Below are 18,379 nucleotides of genomic sequence, written 5' to 3' on the forward strand. Positions count from 1 at the left end.
CTGTTGTAATTTTTTGCATGTCATAAGCTAATTTTTCCGAGTCACTATTGAATTATCACAATATTTAAGTGTGAATTATATAAATTATCCTACAGTTGTTTTGCGCGAGAACTTAAGTCTATAACTTGAATAATAGCTATCCATACAATAAGTAAAAACAATATGTTAAGGATGATTTAATATGGAAATAACGCAAACTCAGTTTGGTAAAAATGCCTTTCGGCTAAGTACCTTAACCATAGGCTGCATCATGGCATTCGGAAGCTATGCGGCGGCCGATTGTAGTTCGCTAGAAGAGTGGAATTCGAGCTCAATTTATAATGGCGGAGATAAAGTACAACAAGATAGCAGTGTATACAGTGCGAAATATTGGACTCAAGGCAATAGTCCTATAGAGGCGGGTGAATGGGGAGCTTGGGCATTAGTTGACACTTGCTCTAGTGACGTTATCACTAATGAAGTACCGACATCAGATCTTACAGCGCCATTAGCAACAGCGGATATTACCGAAGGCGACATTGTAACACTAGCGGCTAACGCCAATGATACTGATGGCAGTATTGTTCGTGTTGAATTTCTAGTCGATGGTTCAATTGTGGCACAAGCGACCACCGCACCTTATAAAGCAAGTTGGACCGCTATTTCAGGTTTACATAGCTTTAGCTCTATTGCATACGATAATGAAGGCGCACAGAGTACTCAAAGTAGTGTGACTGTCGATGTTAAAACCGCGCAAACCGATGGCAACCAAGCGCCAACCGTTTCTGCGGCTCTTTCAGCAACAAGCGTTAATGTGGGTGAAATGGTCACATTGACCGCTAGTGCGGCAGACAGCGATGGCACGGTTGATAAAGTCGATTTCTACGTTGCAGGTTCTTTGGTGGGTACGGTTGCTTCTGCTCCTTACACTCTTGATTACACCACCACCAAAGCAGGAACTTTAGCCGTATTTGCTAAAGCTACGGACAACAAAGGAGCGACAACCGATTCCTCTGCCGTTTCTTTAAAAGTATTAAGTGATTTACCCACCACCAACTCTTGTCGTCCCGATGGTTTATATCAAACCGAAGGTGTCAACGTTCCTTATTGTGATGCTTATGATGAAGACGGTCGCGAGATCATGGGAGCCGATCACCCTCGCCGTGTTATAGGCTGCTTTACCAGTTGGCGATCGGGCGATGATCCACAAGCCGCTTACTTAGTAAAAGACATTCCATGGGATCAATTAACACATATTAACTACGCTTTCGTCAGTATTGGTGCTGATGGCAAAGTCAACATTGGTGATGTTAATGATCCAAACAATGCCGCGGTTAATAAAACATGGCTGGGTGTGGATGTGGATCCCGAGTTAGGCTTCAAAGGCCACTTCGGAGCACTGGCTACTTACAAAAAACGTTATGGCGTAAAAACCCTGATATCGATTGGTGGTTGGGCCGAAACAGGCGGTCACTTTGCTGATGATGGCTCTCGTGTTGATGATGGTGGTTTCTATACCATGACCACCAATGCCGATGGTTCGATTAACCATACCGCGATTGAAAAATTTGCTCAGTCGGCAGTTGAGTTAATCAGAAAGTATAAGTTTGATGGTATTGACATCGATTACGAATACCCAACCTCAATGGCTGGCGCTGGCAATCCACTTGATAAAGACATTATGGAGCCGCGTCGTGCGCATTTATGGGCTTCTTATCAAGAACTAATGAAAGTGCTACGAGAAAAAGTAGATGAAGCATCGGCGGCTGACGATCAATACTATATGTTAACCATCGCCGCACCATCTTCAGGCTATTTATTACGTGGCATGGAAACCTTTAACGTCACCAAGTATCTCGATTATGTCAATATTATGTCTTACGACTTGCATGGTGCTTGGAATGATCACGTTGGTCACAATGCGGCTTTATACGATACTGGTAAAGACTCAGAGCTTGCACAGTGGAACGTTTATGGTACGGCTGCCTATGGCGGCATTGGTTATCTAAACACCGATTGGGCATATCACTTCTTCCGCGGCTCTATGTCGGCGGGACGAATCAATATTGGCGTGCCTTATTATACTCGCGGCTGGCAAGGCGTGACTGGCGGCGATCATGGTTTATGGGGTCGTGCAGCATTACCCGATCAAACTCAATGTGATGCTGGCACAGGTGAAGGAGAGAAAAACAACTGTGGTCATGGCGCGGTAGGTATCGACAACATGTGGCACGACACCGATCCAAAAGGCAATGAAATGGGTGCAGGTTCGAACCCAATGTGGCATGCCAAAAATCTCGAAAAAGGCATTTGGGGATCGTATGCCGATGCTTATGCTTTACACCCAGACACCAATCCAGAAGATGCTTTAACCGGTTCTTACACTCGTTATTACGACAGTGTTGCGGTCGCACCTTGGTTATGGAATGAAGATAAAAAAGTCTTCTTATCAACCGAAGATAAAGAATCGATCATCACCAAAGCTGATTACGTTATCGACCAAGGGATTGGTGGTATAATGTTCTGGGAACTGGCGGGCGATTATAGCTGTTATGTGTTAAATGCAAACGGCAAGCGAACCACCGTTGATTCAACTGAACAAGCCTGTGCTTCTGGTAATGGCGAATATCACATGGGTAACACCATGACCAAAGCCATTTATGATGAGTTCAAATCCGCAGCGCCTTACGGTAATAAAGTCGCCACCAGCGCAATGCCAGAACAAGTGGTGGATATTAGTGTGAGTATTGGCGGATTTAAAGTGGGCGATCAAAACTACCCAATTAATCCAAAAATCACCTTTACCAACAACACAGGCCAAGATATTCCAGGTGGAACCGAATTCCAGTTCGATATTCCAACTTCTGCGCCAGATAACGCTAAAGATCAATCCGGTGGCGGTTTAGCTGTCATTAGCTCTGGTCATACTCGCGCCGATAACATTGGTGGTTTAGATGGCGTGATGCATCGTGTTGCCTTTACTTTACCTGCATGGAAAAGCTTGCCGGCTGGTGAAGCCTACGAGTTGGATATGGTGTATTACCTACCAATTTCAGGCCCTGCCAATTATACCGTCAATATCAATGGTATCGACTACAGCTTTAAGTTTGAGCACCCTGACTTTCCAGTCGCCGATTTATCCGTGAATAATGGTGGTGGCGATAATGGTGGCGGCAGTGCAAGTTGCGATGGTACTGGCTTGGTAACGTATCCAACTCTCCCACAAAACGATCATGCTAATCAGGGTGATAAGGTCATTAATAATGGTGTCATCTATCAAGCAAATTGGTGGACAGCTTCGACTCCGGGTAGTGACAGTAGCTGGGAAAAAGTGTGTAACCTTTAGTCGTTAGCAAAAATATCGACAATCAAATGCACGTCATTTTTGTATGACGTGCATTTTTATTTTTGCTGCGCGGCGGACAATGATACAGTTTAGATTATTCAATTAAGGATAGGCAGCTGGAATAAAATGAATTCAAAAGAACGTCAATATGGTATCGGAGATTGTTCGTATAAAGCGGCAGGAGAGATTTCAGGGTTAATTAAGCTCGTTGAGGCGTTTTACGGCTTTATGGATACACTGCCAGAAGCAAAGGTTATACGCGATATGCACAGTGATGATTTAACCTCATCGCAAACAAAGCTGGCTTATTTTTTATCGGGTTGGTTAGGCGGCCCTAGATTGTACACTGAGACTTATGGGTCCATAAATATACCGTCGGCGCATAGACATTTACCCATTGGTGATGAAGAGAGTGAAGCCTGGATACTATGTATGCAAAAGGCTATATCTGAACAACCTTATGAAGAGGTGTTCAAACAGTATCTAATCACGCAATTAAGAGCACCGGCCGAAAGAATTAGAATGGCATGTGCACAACAACCTAAGTAATAATATCCACCTTCATTATTTAAAAAGTGAAGGTGAATAATTCAACATGATTCGCCATTCATTTAGGCTATAACGCAATTCAAATCAAAACAGAAATAACACGCGAGAATAACTTAAAGGTAAAACCATTAACAGCTTACCTCGGCACAAACCAACCAGTATTAAATATTTTGTTGATCCCATCATATCTCCCGCTCATAGCCCGAAACAACTTATGAATATAGTTCAATTTAAGGCTGAGATTACAAACAAATAATAACTAAGTTTCAATGTATTAGGGAATATATAAACACTTTCATAGAAGTCTAATGCAGGATGTTCATTACCTGTGAAATCGTCATATTTTTGCAATTCTTACCAAAATTCGTTAGAGTACTAAACAATTTACAAAATCATGACGTTCAGATTTTGTAAAATTTAGTCAAGGATGCAATAAAACATGACAACTAAATTAGAAGTAAAAAATCTCTACAAGGTATTCGGAGAATCCCCTGATGAGGCATTTAAATTATTAGAACAAGGTTTCGATAAAGACCAAATTTTTGACAAAACGGGCTTAACCGTTGGTGTTAAAGATGTTTCCCTTTCCATTAATGAAGGTGAGATTTTTGTTATTATGGGTCTATCTGGCTCAGGAAAATCAACCTTAGTTCGCTTGTTAAATCGCTTAATTGAACCAACCAAAGGCCATGTTTATTTAAATGGTAAAGATATTGCCGTTATTTCCGATAAAGAACTGCGCACCGTTCGTCGTAACAACATCAGTATGGTTTTCCAAAACTTCGCCTTAATGCCACATATGAGCGTCATCCAAAACGCCGCGTTTGGTCTTGAATTATCGGGCGTTGAGTTGGATAAACGTAATGATGCTGCTCGAAAAGCATTAGCTCGAGTAGGACTTGAAAATCAATGCGAATCTTATCCAGATGAATTATCCGGCGGGATGAAGCATTCTCAGCTCTCGACCCATTAATTCGAACCGAAATGCAAGATGAACTCATTCGCCTGCAAAGTGATGATCGACGCACAATTGTTTTCATCTCTCATGATTTAGATGAAGCAATGCGAATTGGTGACCGAATCGCCATTATGCAAGATGGCGTGGTGGTTCAAGTCGGTACACCAGATGAAATATTACAAAATCCAGCCAATGATTATGTTGAATCATTCTTTAGTGGTGTAAACGTAGCATCGGTTTACTCAGCCAAAGATATTGCACGTAAAAAACCTGCGGCAGTCTTCAAGAAAGGTGAAACCGACGGCCCAGCAGCTGCACTACAAATTTTATCGGATCACGATCGTGACTACGGTATCGTCACCGACAAAGCCAATATCTATGCAGGCATTGTCTCCATAGACTCTCTAACTCTCGCCAAAAAAGAAGGAAGGACTTTAAGCTCAGCATTGCTCAAAGATACCCTGTCTTTGGATATAGACACTCCCGTCAGCGAGCTAATCAGCAAAGTAGCAGATGTCCCTTATGCCGTCCCTGTTGTGGATGAAAAAGGTCAATATTATGGCGTAATAACCAAAACGCGCCTACTGCAAACATTAGATAGAGAGTAATCATTATGACAACCGAAACTACTATTACAGAAACGGTTAGCCAAGCAGCGGCAGCCGATCCTTGGGCTAGCACAACCGTTGATGCCACAGCCAACTCAGATCCTTGGTCTACTGCAAGCTCTGCCGAAAGCACAACATCCTGGTTAAGCAATGCGCCAACAGAACATGTTCAGCAAAGTATTGATTGGTCTCATCCATTTAAAGATGCCGTGATCCCATTTGATAACTGGGTTGAAACTTCATTAAATTGGCTTGTTATGCATGGACGCCCGATATTCCAAGCAATACGTGTACCGATTGACTTTATTTTAACCTCTTTTCAAACCGCTTTAGTATCAACACCTTCGATAGTCATGATTGCCATTTTAACCTTGATTGCATGGCAATTAGCTGGAAGAAAAATGGGGATCTCAACGCTGATTTCTTTAACCATAATTGGCTTAATTGGTGCATGGTCAGAAGCAATGGTGACATTGGCCCTAGTACTTACCTCGGTCTTTTTCTGTCTGCTTATTGGTTTACCTATGGGGATTTGGCTCGCCAGAAGTGAAACCGCAGGCAAAATTATTCGCCCAATACTCGATGCGATGCAAACCACACCGGCTTTTGTGTACTTAGTGCCAATCGTCATGCTGTTTGGTATCGGTAATGTACCTGGTGTTGTGGTGACGATTATTTTCGCCCTACCGCCTATTGTCCGTTTAACTATTTTAGGTATTCAACAAGTACCAGAAGAGCTTATCGAGGCAGGTCATTCATTTGGTGCGAGTCCGAAACAAATGCTGTACCGAGTTCAATTACCACTTGCAACGCCAACAATAATGGCAGGTGTTAACCAAACCTTAATGTTGTCACTCTCAATGGTGGTTATCGCGTCAATGATTGCCGTTGGTGGTTTAGGTCAAATGGTATTGCGTGGTATTGGTCGATTAGATATGGGCCTTGCAGCGGTTGGTGGTTTAGGCATCGTTATCTTAGCTATTTTACTTGATCGCCTAACTCAAACCATAGGTGTTGCAGCCCGAGATAAGAAAACTCGCTGGTATGAAACTGGCCCAGCATCTTTGATATACAAGCTAACAAGTAAAAACACTTCGACATCTTCATCATAAAAATGAATCTACATACTAAGTGTAAACAAGTTAACTAGGAGAAAGTATGAAAACGACATGGATGACAAAAACACGAACGACAAAAGCGATTACCGGTGCATTATTTGCCAGTGCGCTTACCTTTACTGCCGCGACTTACGCAGAAAATTTGCCGGGTAAAGGCATTACCGTTCAACCAATTCAATCAACCGTTGCCGAAGAAACATTCCAAACGCTTATCGTAAATAAAGCAATGGAATCTCTTGGTTACACAGTAGAGCCAACCAAAGAAGTCGATTACAACGTTGGTTACACATCGATTGCCAATGGCGATGCTACTTACCTAGCCGTTAACTGGGCTCCCCTTCATAAAGACAAATATGAGCAAGCTGGCGGCGATGACAAATACTATCGTAAAGGCCAATACATCACAGGCGCTGCACAAGGTTATTTGATTGATAAGAAAACTGCCGATAAATATCACATCACCAACATTGAGCAACTAAAAGACCCTAAAATTGCCAAACTGTTTGATACTAACGATAACGGTAAAGCAGACTTAACCGGTTGTAATCCAGGTTGGGGTTGTGAACCCGTCGTTAATCATCAAATGAAAGATTTTGGATTAGAAGCCACTGTTGATAATAACCAAGGTAGTTATTCTGCGATCATTGCCGATACTATTGCTCGTTATAAAAATGGTGAATCCATCCTGTATTACACATGGACGCCATATTGGGTGAGTGGTGTATTAGTCCCAGGAAAAGATGTAGTTTGGTTAGAAGTGCCACACTCTTCATTACCAGGCGATCGTAGTGATATCGATACCACGCTTCCAAATGGTAAGAACTATGGCTTCCAAATGAACAGCATGCGTATTGTTGCCAATAAAAAGTTTGCTGAAGAAAACCCAGCTGCTGCAAAACTATTTGCCATCATGAAACTGGACATTAACGATGTCAGTGCGGAAAACTTGATGATGCAAAAAGGTCAAAACAAACCTGCTGATATCGAAGCCCACGCTAACGGTTGGATCAAGGCGCACCAAAAACAATTTGATGCTTGGATAAAACAAGCTAAAGCCGCTGCTAAATAACAAACATAGATTTATATTAAGCGGTCAATTCTACATTAAGCTGCCAGAGGCCTTTGGCAGCTTTCCTTTCAATGTATCTAGGGTGAGGAGTGATACAAATTACGGTCAAGTTCAACCAAGATTTAACTAACCGACTTTGACCCACCAATTATTGCACTCAAACCACTCACAATTCCTTTCAATACATTATTTATTACAAGAGAAAAATAAACTATGAATGCCCCACGGAAGAAAGCTTTTGCTCATTTACTATTTTCAAGTGTCTTATTGAGTACTTCATTTGTAACGACGGTTCAAGCACAAGAATTACCCGGTAAAGGAATTACCGTTCAACCAGTACAATCCACCATTGCAGAAGAAACCTTTCAAACGCTTATTGTAAACAAAGCAATGGAATCACTCGGTTATACCGTTAGAGCAAGCAAAGAAGTTGATTACAGCGTTGCTTTCACCTCAATCGCTAATAACGATGCGACCTATTTAGCCGTTAACTGGGATCCACAGCATAAAGACAAATACGAGCTCTCTGGGGGTGATGATAAATTTTATCGAAAGGGTAATTACGTCACTAATGCCGCGCAAGGTTATTTGATTGATAAAAAGACCGCCGATAAATATCACATCACCAATCTTGGTCAATTAAAAGACCCTAAATTAGCCAAATTATTTGATTCAAATGGGGATGGTAAAGCGGATCTAACCGGCAGTGAACCGGGCTGGACAACAGAAAGCATCATCAATAACCAAATTAAAGCTTATGGTTTGCAAGATACGGTAACGCATCAGCAAGGTAGCTATTCGGCATTAATTGCGGATACCATTACTCGTTATCACAACGGTGAATCAATTCTTTACTATGGTTGGGTTCCTTATTGGGTGAGCGGTGAGTTAATCCCTGGCAAAGATGTGGTGTGGCTACAAGTGCCATTTTCTTCAATGCCGAAAGGATTACAGCAAAATACCGAGTTACCAAACGGTCGCAATTACGGATTCCAAGTAAATAACATGCGTATTGTTGCCAATAAGAAATTTGCTGAAGAAAACCCAGCAGCTGCAAAACTGTTTGCCATTATGAAACTCAGTGTAAACGATATTAGCCAAGAAAATCTTATGATGAGAAAAGGTCAAAACAAACCTGCGGATATCGAAGCCCACGCTAACGGTTGGATCAAAGCACACCAAAAGACATTTGATTCATGGATAGCTCAAGCGAAAGCCGCAGCGAAATAATATTCCATTTATTCATGATTAAACTACCTTGGTATTTTCATAAAAACTGGAAATACCAAGGTAGTTCCTCTCAAACAGTCGCTTTATAGTGACTGGTAGATTACAGCAATTTGCAGATTTTCCTTTTCGAATAACGATAGATAAGGTACTTTCCTCCTCCTAACTAGAAGGACATCACATGAACAAACATGAAGAAGTTCTGGTAGCGATTCGCCAGATCATCCGCGCCGTGGATCTACATTCCAGAAAGCTCAACAAAGAATTAGGCTTGACCGGACCACAACTACTTTTGATGCGCTCAATTCGTGATTGTGGTGAAGTCACCATTAGACAGATCTCAAAAAATACCAATATGAGTCAAGCAACCGCGACGACCATTATTGATCGAATCGAAAAACGTGGGCTAGTTGAGCGCAAACGCAGCCAATTAGACAAACGAAAAGTACACGCTTATCTAACCGAAGAAGGTGCAATTCTACTCGAAAAAGCGCCACTTCCTTTGCAAGATCACTTTATTGATCGCTTTCAAAGCTTGGATGTTTGGGAGCAATCTTTGCTCGTTTCCTCCGTGCAACGTATTTCATCGATGATGAATGCGGAACACTTAGATGTCGCGCCATTACTCGAAGTCGGTAATATTACGCATTACCCTGCCGATACGCCGAGCAATTAATGTAGCCATAACTGTCCACTTCAGTGCTATACCAAAAATGGCGATATCATTAACAAATGATATCGCCATTTTTATTGGGATAATTTTCTCAACAACTCAGCCAGCTGATCTCGTTCTTTATGATTTAATGGTGACAGCATGCTTTCCATATTCTGGACATGCTCAACAACAACAAGATCGATTAAAACCATTCCCTCTTCGGTTAATTCCACTCGGCAGCTGCGTCGATCCTCTTCACTCGCAAGACGCTGTAATAAACCTCGTTGAACTAAAGATTCAATACGAGTGCTCATCACTCCCGATGACAACATCAGAGTTTGATAAAGCTCTGTTGGCGTCAATGGTGTTTGGCTCCGACGTAACGTAGCAAGAATATCAAACTCAATTGAGCTCAATTGATGGAGCTTAAACACTCTCTCCATGTTTTTTTTCCATTGCTCACTGGTGCGTCGAACACGACCAACCACGCCCATACTTGAGCAATCAAGGTCGGGGCGAACTTGTAACCATTGCAGCAAAATTGTATCGACCGAATCTTTCATCATTCAAATCTCAAAAGTAACTTTTAAAAAAGATACTTGATAAAAATGCAAATATCCATTACTTTAATGAAAGTATCTTTCACAGGAGTTACTTTCAATAAAGATTACTCTGTGCGCATTAGAAGTGAAATATTGAAGGAAACGATAATGTCTAGAATTGGATTATTACTGCTACTACTTACCACTGCACTGGCTCCTATCATTTGGGGAAGCACCTATATTGTTACTAGCGAATTTCTTCCAACAAACAGTCCATTAATGGCAGCCCTTATGCGAGCGCTTCCTGCTGGAATACTATTAATAATGATCACTCGAACCTTACCCAAAGGGCATTGGTGGCTTCGTCTTGCACTATTAGGCTTTCTTAACATCGGCTTATTTTTCTACTGCCTTTTCTATGCCGCAACTTATTTACCCGGCGGTATGGCTGCGTTAGTCATGTCAAGCCAAGCATTAATGGTGATCGTCCTCAGTCGATTTTTACTGAAGAGTGCACTCACCTCCCAGCATATTCTTGCAGGCATAATCGGCATTACTGGCATTGGTTTATTAGTGCTCAACAACCATGCAGATCTTAATCGAACAGGTATTTTTATCGCATTGCTGGGAACCTTGAGCATGGCACTAGGCGTGGTCTTAACTAAAAAATGGGGACGCCCAGAAGAAATGAGTTTATTAGGCTTTACCGGCTGGCAATTATTATTTGGTGGCTTAATTCTTGCTCCAGTTGCCTTGAGCGTCGAAGGTATTCCAAACGACATCAGCCTCACCAACGTATTGGGATACCTCTATTTAGGCATAATCGGCGCAATTGTAGGTTACTTTTTATGGTTTCGCGGTATAGAAAAGTTGCCTGCCATTTCCATTTCATTTTTAGGCTTTCTCAGCAGCGTCTCCGCTTGTGTACTCGGCTATATTTTTTTACAGCAAGCTTTTACACCAAGCCAACTAATAGGCGCGCTAGCAATATTCTCTTCAATTATTTTAAGCAATAAAACATCAAAACAGTCGGCACTCTAACCCGTAATCCATCACTCATTAACTATTTGAATAAAAGGAATTAACCATGAAACTCACTATTATTTCTGGTAGCCAAAGACCACAGTCCCAAAGCTTAAATGTCGCGAATGTGTTAAAACAATTAGCTCATTCGAAATTTGATGACATTAACATCATAGATTTACACCAATTGGCTCTACCTTTTTGGAATGAAGGCGTCTGGAATGACGATGACGAATGGCAACAATGGAAACCCATTGCTCAACAATTATCTCAATCTGATGCCTTTATTTTTATTACACCAGAATGGCATGGAATGGCAACGCCTGCGCTCAAGAATTTTTTGCTACTCACCACAGATGAAGAGATTGCGCACAAGCCGGCCTTACTCGTTAGTGTCTCTGCCAGTATCAATGGAGTTTACCCTATCAGTGAATTACGAATGACAGGCAATAAAAATAACCATGTTTGCTTTTTACCTGATCACCTTATCTTTCGTGAGGTTGACTCTCTGTTAAGCGAAGAGTCAACCATCATCGACCCACACTTTCTTGCTCGATGTGAGTACACTCTGCATCTACTTTCTGGTTACGCCCATGCTCTCGCGCCAATACACCGAGATTTTATTTCATTGGGCAAACCTTTTCGCTATGGGATGTAAGCTATTTCTTAGCACCCCCTTATCACCAAAAATAAAAATCGTTACACTAGTGTCACCAAAATAAGGAGTAACCATGAAATATGATTGGATTTTATTTGATGCTGACGAAACCCTTTTCCATTTTGATTCATTTAAAGGGATTCAATTAATGTTTTCGCGTAAAGGCGTGGATTTTACCGAACAAGACTTTATCGCCTACCAAAACGTGAACAAACCTCTTTGGGTTGACTATCAAAATGGTGACATTACTGCGGCGCAATTAAAACACACTCGTTTTGAATCTTGGGCACAAAAACTCAATACCACCACCGTCGATCTGAACTCTTCTTTTCTTGAAGCAATGGCCGATATTTGCAGCTTACTACCCGGCGCTAAAGAATTAATGGAGTCCTTAGTTGGTAAAGCGCAAGTTGGCATCATCACCAATGGTTTTACCGAACTGCAAGCGATACGCTTAGAACGCACTGGGATGGATAAATACATTAAGCACGTGGTAATTTCAGAAGAAGTCGGTGTTGCGAAACCTGATCACGGGATTTTTCAACACACGTTCGAGCGTATAGGAAATCCATGTAAATCACGGGTACTGATGGTGGGTGATAACCTGCATTCTGATATTTTAGGTGGGTTAAATTTTGGTATCGAAACCTGCTGGTTAAATTCTCACGGCGCGAATACTGTTGAGCACATCACGCCGCATTATACGGTCAGTTCTTTAACCGAATTACAAACTATTCTTAAAGCTTAAGTCATCGTGCTTAAAGCTATCTAAACAGATCAGTACCGACAACGATAAATCAATGACCGAGAGCTAAAAAGACTCTCGGTTTATACCACTAATACATCTTTTTCACTTTTTAAGCGCTGTTTTAAATAATCAACAAACAACTGAGTACGGGTATGCTCATAATCTAGTTTTGGGTAATACGCATATACCCGAGTATGTTCCGAAGTCACATGAGGCAAAATACGAACTAACTCACCACGTTGAATTTCTTCTTGCAACATCACTTGGTTAGAAAGAATGATCCCCATGCCGCGCTTAGCACTGTGAAATAATGCTTCAGGGTTGGTGGTCGAAAAATTCCCAGTTAACCGCACTTTTTTAGAGCGTTGCCCTTCCACGGATAACCTAACTTCTCTTTCTACCTTCTCGCCCCAAATCAGCATATTGTAATCAGACAGTTCATCAATATTCTGCGGCGCACCGTGTTCTTTCAAATAAAGTGGTGAGGCGTAAAAGCCCGATTGATAATCCACCAGAGGCGCCGCTCGAAAACTTAAGGTATCGAGATTTTCAATTTCTCGCCCGATAAAAATATCAAAACTTAATTCAGGCAACTGTCCGGGCATGGTGGTAATAAGCTGGACTTTAATGTGCGGATATTGACGCAAAAAATCATCCACATAACGCATAAAAAATTTAGACCCAAGCGCCAGGGTTGTACCCACTCGTAACAATCCCGTTGGTGCTTGGTTGATTGAACGAGTTTCATCCACCAAAGACTGCCATTGTTCTAATTGTCTTTTACCGCGCTGATAAAACATTGCGCCCGCTTCCGTCTGGCTAATGGATCGCGTGGTGCGCTTTAATAATTGCACTCCAATACGTTGCTCCAAAAAGTGAATACGCTTACTCACCGCGGAACTGGTCGTGTTTAAACGCCGCGCAGCCTGATTAAAACTGCCTTCTTCGACGACTTTTATATATGTTCTAACCGATTCTATCCAATCCATCTGAACCACCCAAGTTATGCGCTTCAATTGATTCCCAAAAGGACTCAATCTCTTTCCAATTAGAGTCATTATCATTTTATATTCTTCAAAGTACACTACTTAAATGAAAACAGAAACCACGATTAAAGCGATCAACACCTTTAAAAAAACACCACTTTTGCTCGCGATGATGATCATTGCTACGGGCCAGGTCGGCGTCAGTATTTATTTGCCATCATTACCACTTATTAGCCATGATCTGGCAGTTTCTCAAGCGCAAGTACAATCCATTGTCACCTTCTTCTTACTGTCTTTTGGTTTATCTCAGCTTTTTTATGGACCGTTATCCGATGCAATCGGCCGCCGCCCGGTATTTTTGATGGGTCAAGGTGTGTATCTTATCGGCACATTAATCTGCGTGTATTTTGCTAATAACTTTGAAGCATTATTGATGGGGCGTTTATTGCAAGGATTGGGCGCAGGTAGCGCTTCGGTATTAGGTCGCAGTGTATTACGAGACAGTTACGATGGTGCGAACCTCACCAAGGCGCTCTCTTACTTATCGATCACGGCATCGATCTTACCGATCATCTCACCTGTATTTGGTGGTTGGGTAGCGTTCAATTTTGGCTGGCAAAGCGTGTTTATGGCCGTACTAATTTATTTATCGGCAATTGTTCTGCTCGGCTGGCGTATATTGCCTGAAACGCTTCCTTATGCCAAAAGCCGTTTTAATGTGCGAAAAGTGCTGCGCGGTTATGCCGAATTAATCACCAATCGTCAGGTTATTTCCAGTGCCAGCTATAATTGGATCAGCTATCTAGGGGCTGTCGTCTCACTTTCTATTCTACCGTTCCTGTTCCAAAATGAACTGGGGATGACGGCATCTGAATACGGCCAAGCGATGATCATCCCTTCCGCCGGTTTATTGATCGGCAGTATTTCCGTCAACCGTTTAAATAATTACTTTCAAAGTAGTCAAATTTTGAGCCTCGCTTTCGTGATCATGGCTATTTCCGGTATATGGTTATTAGTTACCCCGCTTTCTGTCGAGCACTTAATTACTGCCTTCACTATTTTAACCATTGCACAGGGTATGACGTTTCCATTATCGATGTCATTACTATTAGAACCTCACCCAAATCGCGTTGGCGCAGTGTCTGCCCTTTCAGGTTCGATTCAAATGTGTGTAGCAGGCTTTGGTGGTGGGTTTTTGGTAAGAAATTGCGTCCATACTCAAAATGATTTAGGTATTTTTTATTTAATAATGACGGTTGTTATGGTGATGGTTTTAATTATGAGCAATAGAAAAACCTCAGCCGAAGCTGGAATGGTATAAAAAATCACTTACCAGTAAGCGGACACAAATCGGTGCTGCTAACGGTTAATACTGAGCCATTACTATAAGTACAATAACGATTAAAACCACTCGTTTTCTCACTCGTTAACGACCCAAAACTACTATTGCTCTTTTTAATATTAATCGTGGGTGAGCTACTATGTTTCGCAGTGGATTGATTATCAACCGGGCATAAATCAATGCTTTTAACTGTCTCTACACCGCCGTCACTGTAATGGCAATAACGGTTGAAACCATCGACTTTTTCGGACTGTAAACTGCCCCATGAATAAACGTTGAATGGTAATGACAATACGACTGAAAATATCAAAACTATAGATTTACACTTCATACCTACTCCTAAAATTTAAACCTATAGCTTATTTAGATGAATAAATTCATACTCTTTATTATGGTAATTTATTCATCATTACTTAATTAAAGAAACGCCTTCTACTTCTAGAACCGAGCTTACATTGGCTCTTTCTATAATTTTAACCAAAGCAGATTGAATAACCTCATTTTCTCTAACGTCAGAGGCACTCGCAAAGCGCTCTTCTTGTATTTCAGCTCCCTCTTCGGCAATAAACTGAACCACCACTTCGGTAGCACAGTTATCGCTTTTACCAAAGTATTGTATGCAGATCTGAGGATAGCCTTTAAAGCCCTTTTTCACCTGTTTAGCGATGCGCTTTTTTGCTTTATCTACATTCATATTTAAGGCTTCTATTTTTCGATATGGTTTGCAATTGACAGCATGGTTTAATCATCAAGAAATGAAGCTTATTAATCGTTAAATACTAAAAAGCTTCATTTCATTATTGGTCTACTACCTATATTGCTATACTACCTATGCATTTCACCCGCTCGCTCTGGCTGGTAAACAATCTCTTTTATCTGAACCTTAATCAATCCGCCACCCGGTTTTGGCCATTCAATTTTATCACCTTGAGAAAGCCCTAATAACGCACTACCGACGGGGGCAAGGATAGAGATTTTATTCCCACTCGTATCAAGATCTTTTGGATAAACCAACGTTAACATAACCTCTTGCTGAGATGACTCAACAACAAACTTCACCGTTGAATTCATCGTGACAACCGTTGGCGGAACTTCAGATGGCTCCACAATATTGGCACGGTCTAATTCACTTTCAAGATCGTTAATTCCGGCAAAACTACCTTCTGGTAACGACTCGATTAGCTTATACAGTCTATCTGCATCTAAAGATGAAATAGTTATTTCTGGTCTTGCATTCATTATGTTTCCTTAACAAGATGGCAAAAGGTTTTCTGAAAACCCCACTTAACAAAAAATTCAATATCAACCGTAATAAAATGGCGGTAGATACTTCGCATAGAAAAAGAAAGTTATTACAATACGCCCGCTTTCTAATAAAAAAACAGGCGTATATCTTGAAACTCAATAAAAGATTGAAGCAAATTGAACAAATGGTGATCCCAGGCTATTCCCATATTTGGGATTGCTGTTGTGATCACGGTTTTTTAGGTGCCGCCTTATTATCTCGGCAAGCAGCTATGAACATTCATTTTGTAGATATTGTCCCTGAACTGATGGATAAGTTAGAAATAAAGCTGCACCAATTTTATTCAGGATCAGATTCCATTTGGAAAACACATTGTCTGGATGTGGCAGCGCTACCTTTGGATCAATATGAAGGAAAGCATTTAATTATTATTGCAGGTGTCGGTGGGGATTTAATGAATGTCTTTATTCAAGCTATTCATCAAAAATATCCACATCTCACTATCGATTTCCTATTATGTCCTGTCCACCACCAATTTACCTTACGCCAACAACTAATCAAGCTTGATTTCAGTTTAAAGCACGAAATATTAATCGAAGAAAACAAACGTTTCTATGAAATCTTATTTGTATCATCAAAAATAGATATAAATAAACGAGTTAGCGCAGTTGGTAATGATATTTGGAAGGTATCCTCCACGCAACAAATAGAGGCAGTTAAAGCCTATCTTCATAAAACACTACAGCATTACCAACGCATCCAAAAAGGCAAAGGGAGCGAGGTAGATCACATTCTCGATGCTTATCGCACCATTCAATTTGAATCGCGTAACGAAACCAAATGGTCACGCTGCATTAAAGCAATAACTGCATGAGGTTATTTGCATTCAGCGTGATTAAAGGTAAAGTCAAAATCTTTCTATTTCATTCACTTTATTAGGCTTTCATGTCTTTCGTTATCCAGAATAAATATACTTTTTTCGGTATTGCTGCCATTTTATTATGGAGCTCTGTCACCGCATTAATCCGTGATTTATCCGAACTATTTAGCCCAACTGGCGGCGCCGCGATGATTTATTCCGTTAGTGCAATATTTCTAATGTTGGTCATGGGTGTACCAAAAATCAAGCATTACCCCAAACGTTACTTGATTATCGGCGGCATCTTATTTGTTACTTATGAAGTCTGCCTAGCATTATCGTTAGGCATGGCAAATAGCCGCTATCAAGCAATGGAAATGGCTATCATTAATTATTTATGGCCAGCACTGACCATACTCCTATCGGTCATATTAAGTAGAAATAAGGTCAATATTCTCGTTTATCCTAGCATCTTATTAGCATTTTCAGGGGTAGCGTGGTGTATCTCCGGTGATCAAGGCATTTCCATAAATATTTTACTCCATAATATATCGGATAACCCCATCACTTATTTTATGGCTTTCTTTGCTGCTATCATCTGGGCAATCTATTGTGTTGTAACCCAAAAAATCAGTAATGGTAAAAATGCAATTACACTCTTTTTCATCGCAACAGCCATCACATTATGGGTAAAATACGCTTTCAGCCATGAGCCTAGTTTTCACTTTACGACCCAATCAACGCTCACATTATTGCTGGCTGGCATTATAATTGGGACAGGATATGCATTGTGGAATCAAGCCATGATTGGAGGGAATCTCATTCTTCTAGGCACCCTGTCTTACTTCACGCCAGTTTTCTCTACCTTGTTTGCCTCTGTTTATTTATCCATTTCATTAAGCGCTTCATTTTGGCAAGGCGTGATATTGGTAACATTAGGCTCCCTTATTTGTTTTTTAGTCACTCGAGCCAAAGCTAAACCTTAAGAAAGCGATGATTTCAGCACCTACTGATCGGAACAAATATTAATTAAAAACAAAAACCTCAAGTAAGACTGACCAAAAATCACACAACTTAGTGTTGACGATTATTACCACAACTTATAAGATGCATTTAAAATGCAACTTATAAGGTAGGAACTCACATGGCACTTTCATTTACTAAAATTTTCAAGAAAGATAAATCGGATACAGAAGAAACGAAATTAGTACAGCAACCAACAGCAAATGAAGATCAGTCTGCTGAAAGTACTGAGAAGAAAGCCAAGAAACACGGAGAACCTGGCGTTTGTTGCGGTTCTTGCTCGTAAGGTCTTATAAGAGCAATTTATTTGATCACACCCAAATACACGAAAGTCCGAGCAAGTGAAGTGACCCCTTCAAATTGCTCGGACTTTCTTTTTTCCGCTAGCGGTTTTTAATCACTTAGACTCAATATCGAAGTGCATAGTGGAATTAAACTAGTTT

At 41.0% G+C, this 18,379-nt stretch carries 18 protein-coding genes and 1 pseudogene; 14 read left to right on the forward strand and 5 right to left on the reverse strand.

What is annotated here, in order from left to right; all coding sequences use genetic code 11:
* Positions 1 to 181: 181 nt before the first annotated feature.
* From FH976_RS03330 to FH976_RS03360, 7 genes and pseudogenes are all read left to right on the forward strand, one after another.
* Complete coding sequence (locus FH976_RS03330) at positions 182 to 3,325, forward strand: chitinase C-terminal domain-containing protein (protein ID WP_194089499.1); 3,144 nt, start codon at positions 182 to 184, stop codon at positions 3,323 to 3,325.
* 126 nt (positions 3,326 to 3,451) lie between these two features.
* Entirely contained in the window at positions 3,452 to 3,874 is a 423-nt protein-coding gene (locus tag FH976_RS03335) for a group II truncated hemoglobin (protein ID WP_194089500.1), read from the forward strand.
* Positions 3,875 to 4,313: 439 nt separating this feature from the next.
* Positions 4,314 to 5,440: pseudogene (locus FH976_RS03340) on the forward strand (quaternary amine ABC transporter ATP-binding protein).
* A gap of 5 nt (positions 5,441 to 5,445) precedes the next feature.
* Positions 5,446 to 6,552: a glycine betaine/L-proline ABC transporter permease ProW gene (gene proW, locus FH976_RS03345; RefSeq protein WP_194089501.1), complete on the forward strand. Its 1,107-nt coding sequence runs from the start codon at positions 5,446 to 5,448 to the stop codon at positions 6,550 to 6,552.
* Positions 6,553 to 6,598: 46 nt separating this feature from the next.
* Positions 6,599 to 7,627: a glycine betaine/L-proline ABC transporter substrate-binding protein ProX gene (gene proX / locus FH976_RS03350; protein ID WP_194089502.1), complete on the forward strand. Its 1,029-nt coding sequence runs from the start codon at positions 6,599 to 6,601 to the stop codon at positions 7,625 to 7,627.
* Between the two features lie 213 nt (positions 7,628 to 7,840).
* Positions 7,841 to 8,857, forward strand: a complete 1,017-nt coding sequence (gene proX / locus FH976_RS03355; RefSeq protein WP_194089503.1) for a glycine betaine/L-proline ABC transporter substrate-binding protein ProX — start codon at positions 7,841 to 7,843, stop codon at positions 8,855 to 8,857.
* Between the two features lie 178 nt (positions 8,858 to 9,035).
* Entirely contained in the window at positions 9,036 to 9,530 is a 495-nt protein-coding gene (locus tag FH976_RS03360; protein WP_190330212.1) for a MarR family winged helix-turn-helix transcriptional regulator, read from the forward strand.
* Between the two features lie 71 nt (positions 9,531 to 9,601).
* Here FH976_RS03360 and FH976_RS03365 read toward each other — a convergent pair whose 3' ends face one another.
* Complete coding sequence (locus tag FH976_RS03365; RefSeq protein WP_194089504.1) at positions 9,602 to 10,075, reverse strand: MarR family winged helix-turn-helix transcriptional regulator; 474 nt, start codon at positions 10,073 to 10,075, stop codon at positions 9,602 to 9,604.
* Positions 10,076 to 10,219: 144 nt separating this feature from the next.
* Here FH976_RS03365 and FH976_RS03370 point away from each other — a divergent pair, with 144 nt between their 5' ends.
* From FH976_RS03370 to yjjG, 3 genes are all read left to right on the forward strand, one after another.
* Positions 10,220 to 11,092: an EamA family transporter gene (locus FH976_RS03370; RefSeq protein ID WP_194089505.1), complete on the forward strand. Its 873-nt coding sequence runs from the start codon at positions 10,220 to 10,222 to the stop codon at positions 11,090 to 11,092.
* Between the two features lie 46 nt (positions 11,093 to 11,138).
* On the forward strand, positions 11,139 to 11,732 hold the full coding sequence (locus FH976_RS03375; RefSeq protein ID WP_194089506.1) for an NADPH-dependent FMN reductase: 594 nt from the start codon (positions 11,139 to 11,141) through the stop codon (positions 11,730 to 11,732).
* Positions 11,733 to 11,805: 73 nt separating this feature from the next.
* Positions 11,806 to 12,480 (forward strand): pyrimidine 5'-nucleotidase, encoded by a 675-nt coding sequence (yjjG, locus tag FH976_RS03380; protein ID WP_194089507.1) that lies wholly within the window; start codon positions 11,806 to 11,808, stop codon positions 12,478 to 12,480.
* Positions 12,481 to 12,560: 80 nt separating this feature from the next.
* Here yjjG and FH976_RS03385 read toward each other — a convergent pair whose 3' ends face one another.
* Positions 12,561 to 13,469 carry a LysR family transcriptional regulator gene (locus tag FH976_RS03385; protein ID WP_194089508.1) on the reverse strand — a complete coding sequence of 303 codons (909 nt, stop codon included), beginning with the start codon at positions 13,467 to 13,469 and terminating at the stop codon, positions 12,561 to 12,563.
* A 103-nt stretch (positions 13,470 to 13,572) separates the two neighbouring features.
* Here FH976_RS03385 and FH976_RS03390 point away from each other — a divergent pair, with 103 nt between their 5' ends.
* Entirely contained in the window at positions 13,573 to 14,787 is a 1,215-nt protein-coding gene (locus FH976_RS03390) for a multidrug effflux MFS transporter (protein ID WP_194089509.1), read from the forward strand.
* Positions 14,788 to 14,791: 4 nt separating this feature from the next.
* On the opposite strand, the gene FH976_RS03395 is transcribed toward FH976_RS03390, so the two are convergent.
* The 3 genes from FH976_RS03395 to rnk form a co-directional block, all read right to left on the reverse strand.
* The gene (locus FH976_RS03395) at positions 14,792 to 15,139 is read right to left on the reverse strand and encodes a hypothetical protein (RefSeq protein ID WP_194089510.1); all 348 of its coding nucleotides are present in this window, start codon (positions 15,137 to 15,139) and stop codon (positions 14,792 to 14,794) included.
* 78 nt (positions 15,140 to 15,217) lie between these two features.
* Entirely contained in the window at positions 15,218 to 15,502 is a 285-nt protein-coding gene (locus tag FH976_RS03400) for a hypothetical protein (RefSeq protein ID WP_194089511.1), read from the reverse strand.
* Between the two features lie 131 nt (positions 15,503 to 15,633).
* Positions 15,634 to 16,047 (reverse strand): nucleoside diphosphate kinase regulator, encoded by a 414-nt coding sequence (rnk, locus tag FH976_RS03405; RefSeq protein ID WP_194089512.1) that lies wholly within the window; start codon positions 16,045 to 16,047, stop codon positions 15,634 to 15,636.
* A 77-nt stretch (positions 16,048 to 16,124) separates the two neighbouring features.
* On the opposite strand from rnk, the gene FH976_RS03410 reads away from it, so the two are divergent.
* The 3 genes from FH976_RS03410 to FH976_RS03420 all read left to right on the forward strand — a co-directional run bounded on the left by FH976_RS03410 (position 16,125) and on the right by FH976_RS03420 (position 18,222).
* The gene (locus FH976_RS03410; RefSeq protein ID WP_194089513.1) at positions 16,125 to 16,928 is read left to right on the forward strand and encodes a tRNA (adenine(22)-N(1))-methyltransferase; all 804 of its coding nucleotides are present in this window, start codon (positions 16,125 to 16,127) and stop codon (positions 16,926 to 16,928) included.
* A gap of 71 nt (positions 16,929 to 16,999) precedes the next feature.
* Positions 17,000 to 17,899 (forward strand): aromatic amino acid DMT transporter YddG, encoded by a 900-nt coding sequence (yddG, locus tag FH976_RS03415; RefSeq protein ID WP_194089514.1) that lies wholly within the window; start codon positions 17,000 to 17,002, stop codon positions 17,897 to 17,899.
* Positions 17,900 to 18,057: 158 nt separating this feature from the next.
* Positions 18,058 to 18,222, forward strand: coding sequence for a CCGSCS motif protein (locus FH976_RS03420; RefSeq protein WP_194089515.1), 165 nt, complete (start codon positions 18,058 to 18,060; stop codon positions 18,220 to 18,222).
* The last annotated feature ends 157 nt before the right edge of the window (positions 18,223 to 18,379 follow it).

It is taken from the genome of Vibrio hibernica, from assembly GCF_015223435.1.
Classification (GTDB): Bacteria; Pseudomonadota; Gammaproteobacteria; order Enterobacterales; family Vibrionaceae; genus Vibrio; species Vibrio hibernica.

What these genes read in the sequence shown, in the direction of transcription:
- FH976_RS03330 (WP_194089499.1), top strand. Translation starts at nt 182, where the DNA reads ATGGAAATAACGCAAACTCAGTTTGGTAAAAATGCCTTTCGGCTAAGT.
- FH976_RS03335 (WP_194089500.1), top strand. Translation starts at nt 3,452, where the DNA reads ATGAATTCAAAAGAACGTCAATATGGTATCGGAGATTGTTCGTATAAA.
- proW (WP_194089501.1), top strand. Translation starts at nt 5,446, where the DNA reads ATGACAACCGAAACTACTATTACAGAAACGGTTAGCCAAGCAGCGGCA.
- proX (WP_194089502.1), top strand. Translation starts at nt 6,599, where the DNA reads ATGAAAACGACATGGATGACAAAAACACGAACGACAAAAGCGATTACC.
- proX (WP_194089503.1), top strand. Translation starts at nt 7,841, where the DNA reads ATGAATGCCCCACGGAAGAAAGCTTTTGCTCATTTACTATTTTCAAGT.
- FH976_RS03360 (WP_190330212.1), top strand. Translation starts at nt 9,036, where the DNA reads ATGAACAAACATGAAGAAGTTCTGGTAGCGATTCGCCAGATCATCCGC.
- FH976_RS03365 (WP_194089504.1), bottom strand. Translation starts at nt 10,075, where the DNA reads ATGATGAAAGATTCGGTCGATACAATTTTGCTGCAATGGTTACAAGTT.
- FH976_RS03370 (WP_194089505.1), top strand. Translation starts at nt 10,220, where the DNA reads ATGTCTAGAATTGGATTATTACTGCTACTACTTACCACTGCACTGGCT.
- FH976_RS03375 (WP_194089506.1), top strand. Translation starts at nt 11,139, where the DNA reads ATGAAACTCACTATTATTTCTGGTAGCCAAAGACCACAGTCCCAAAGC.
- yjjG (WP_194089507.1), top strand. Translation starts at nt 11,806, where the DNA reads ATGAAATATGATTGGATTTTATTTGATGCTGACGAAACCCTTTTCCAT.
- FH976_RS03385 (WP_194089508.1), bottom strand. Translation starts at nt 13,469, where the DNA reads ATGGATTGGATAGAATCGGTTAGAACATATATAAAAGTCGTCGAAGAA.
- FH976_RS03390 (WP_194089509.1), top strand. Translation starts at nt 13,573, where the DNA reads ATGAAAACAGAAACCACGATTAAAGCGATCAACACCTTTAAAAAAACA.
- FH976_RS03395 (WP_194089510.1), bottom strand. Translation starts at nt 15,139, where the DNA reads ATGAAGTGTAAATCTATAGTTTTGATATTTTCAGTCGTATTGTCATTA.
- FH976_RS03400 (WP_194089511.1), bottom strand. Translation starts at nt 15,502, where the DNA reads ATGAATGTAGATAAAGCAAAAAAGCGCATCGCTAAACAGGTGAAAAAG.
- rnk (WP_194089512.1), bottom strand. Translation starts at nt 16,047, where the DNA reads ATGAATGCAAGACCAGAAATAACTATTTCATCTTTAGATGCAGATAGA.
- FH976_RS03410 (WP_194089513.1), top strand. Translation starts at nt 16,125, where the DNA reads ATGGCGGTAGATACTTCGCATAGAAAAAGAAAGTTATTACAATACGCC.
- yddG (WP_194089514.1), top strand. Translation starts at nt 17,000, where the DNA reads ATGTCTTTCGTTATCCAGAATAAATATACTTTTTTCGGTATTGCTGCC.
- FH976_RS03420 (WP_194089515.1), top strand. Translation starts at nt 18,058, where the DNA reads ATGGCACTTTCATTTACTAAAATTTTCAAGAAAGATAAATCGGATACA.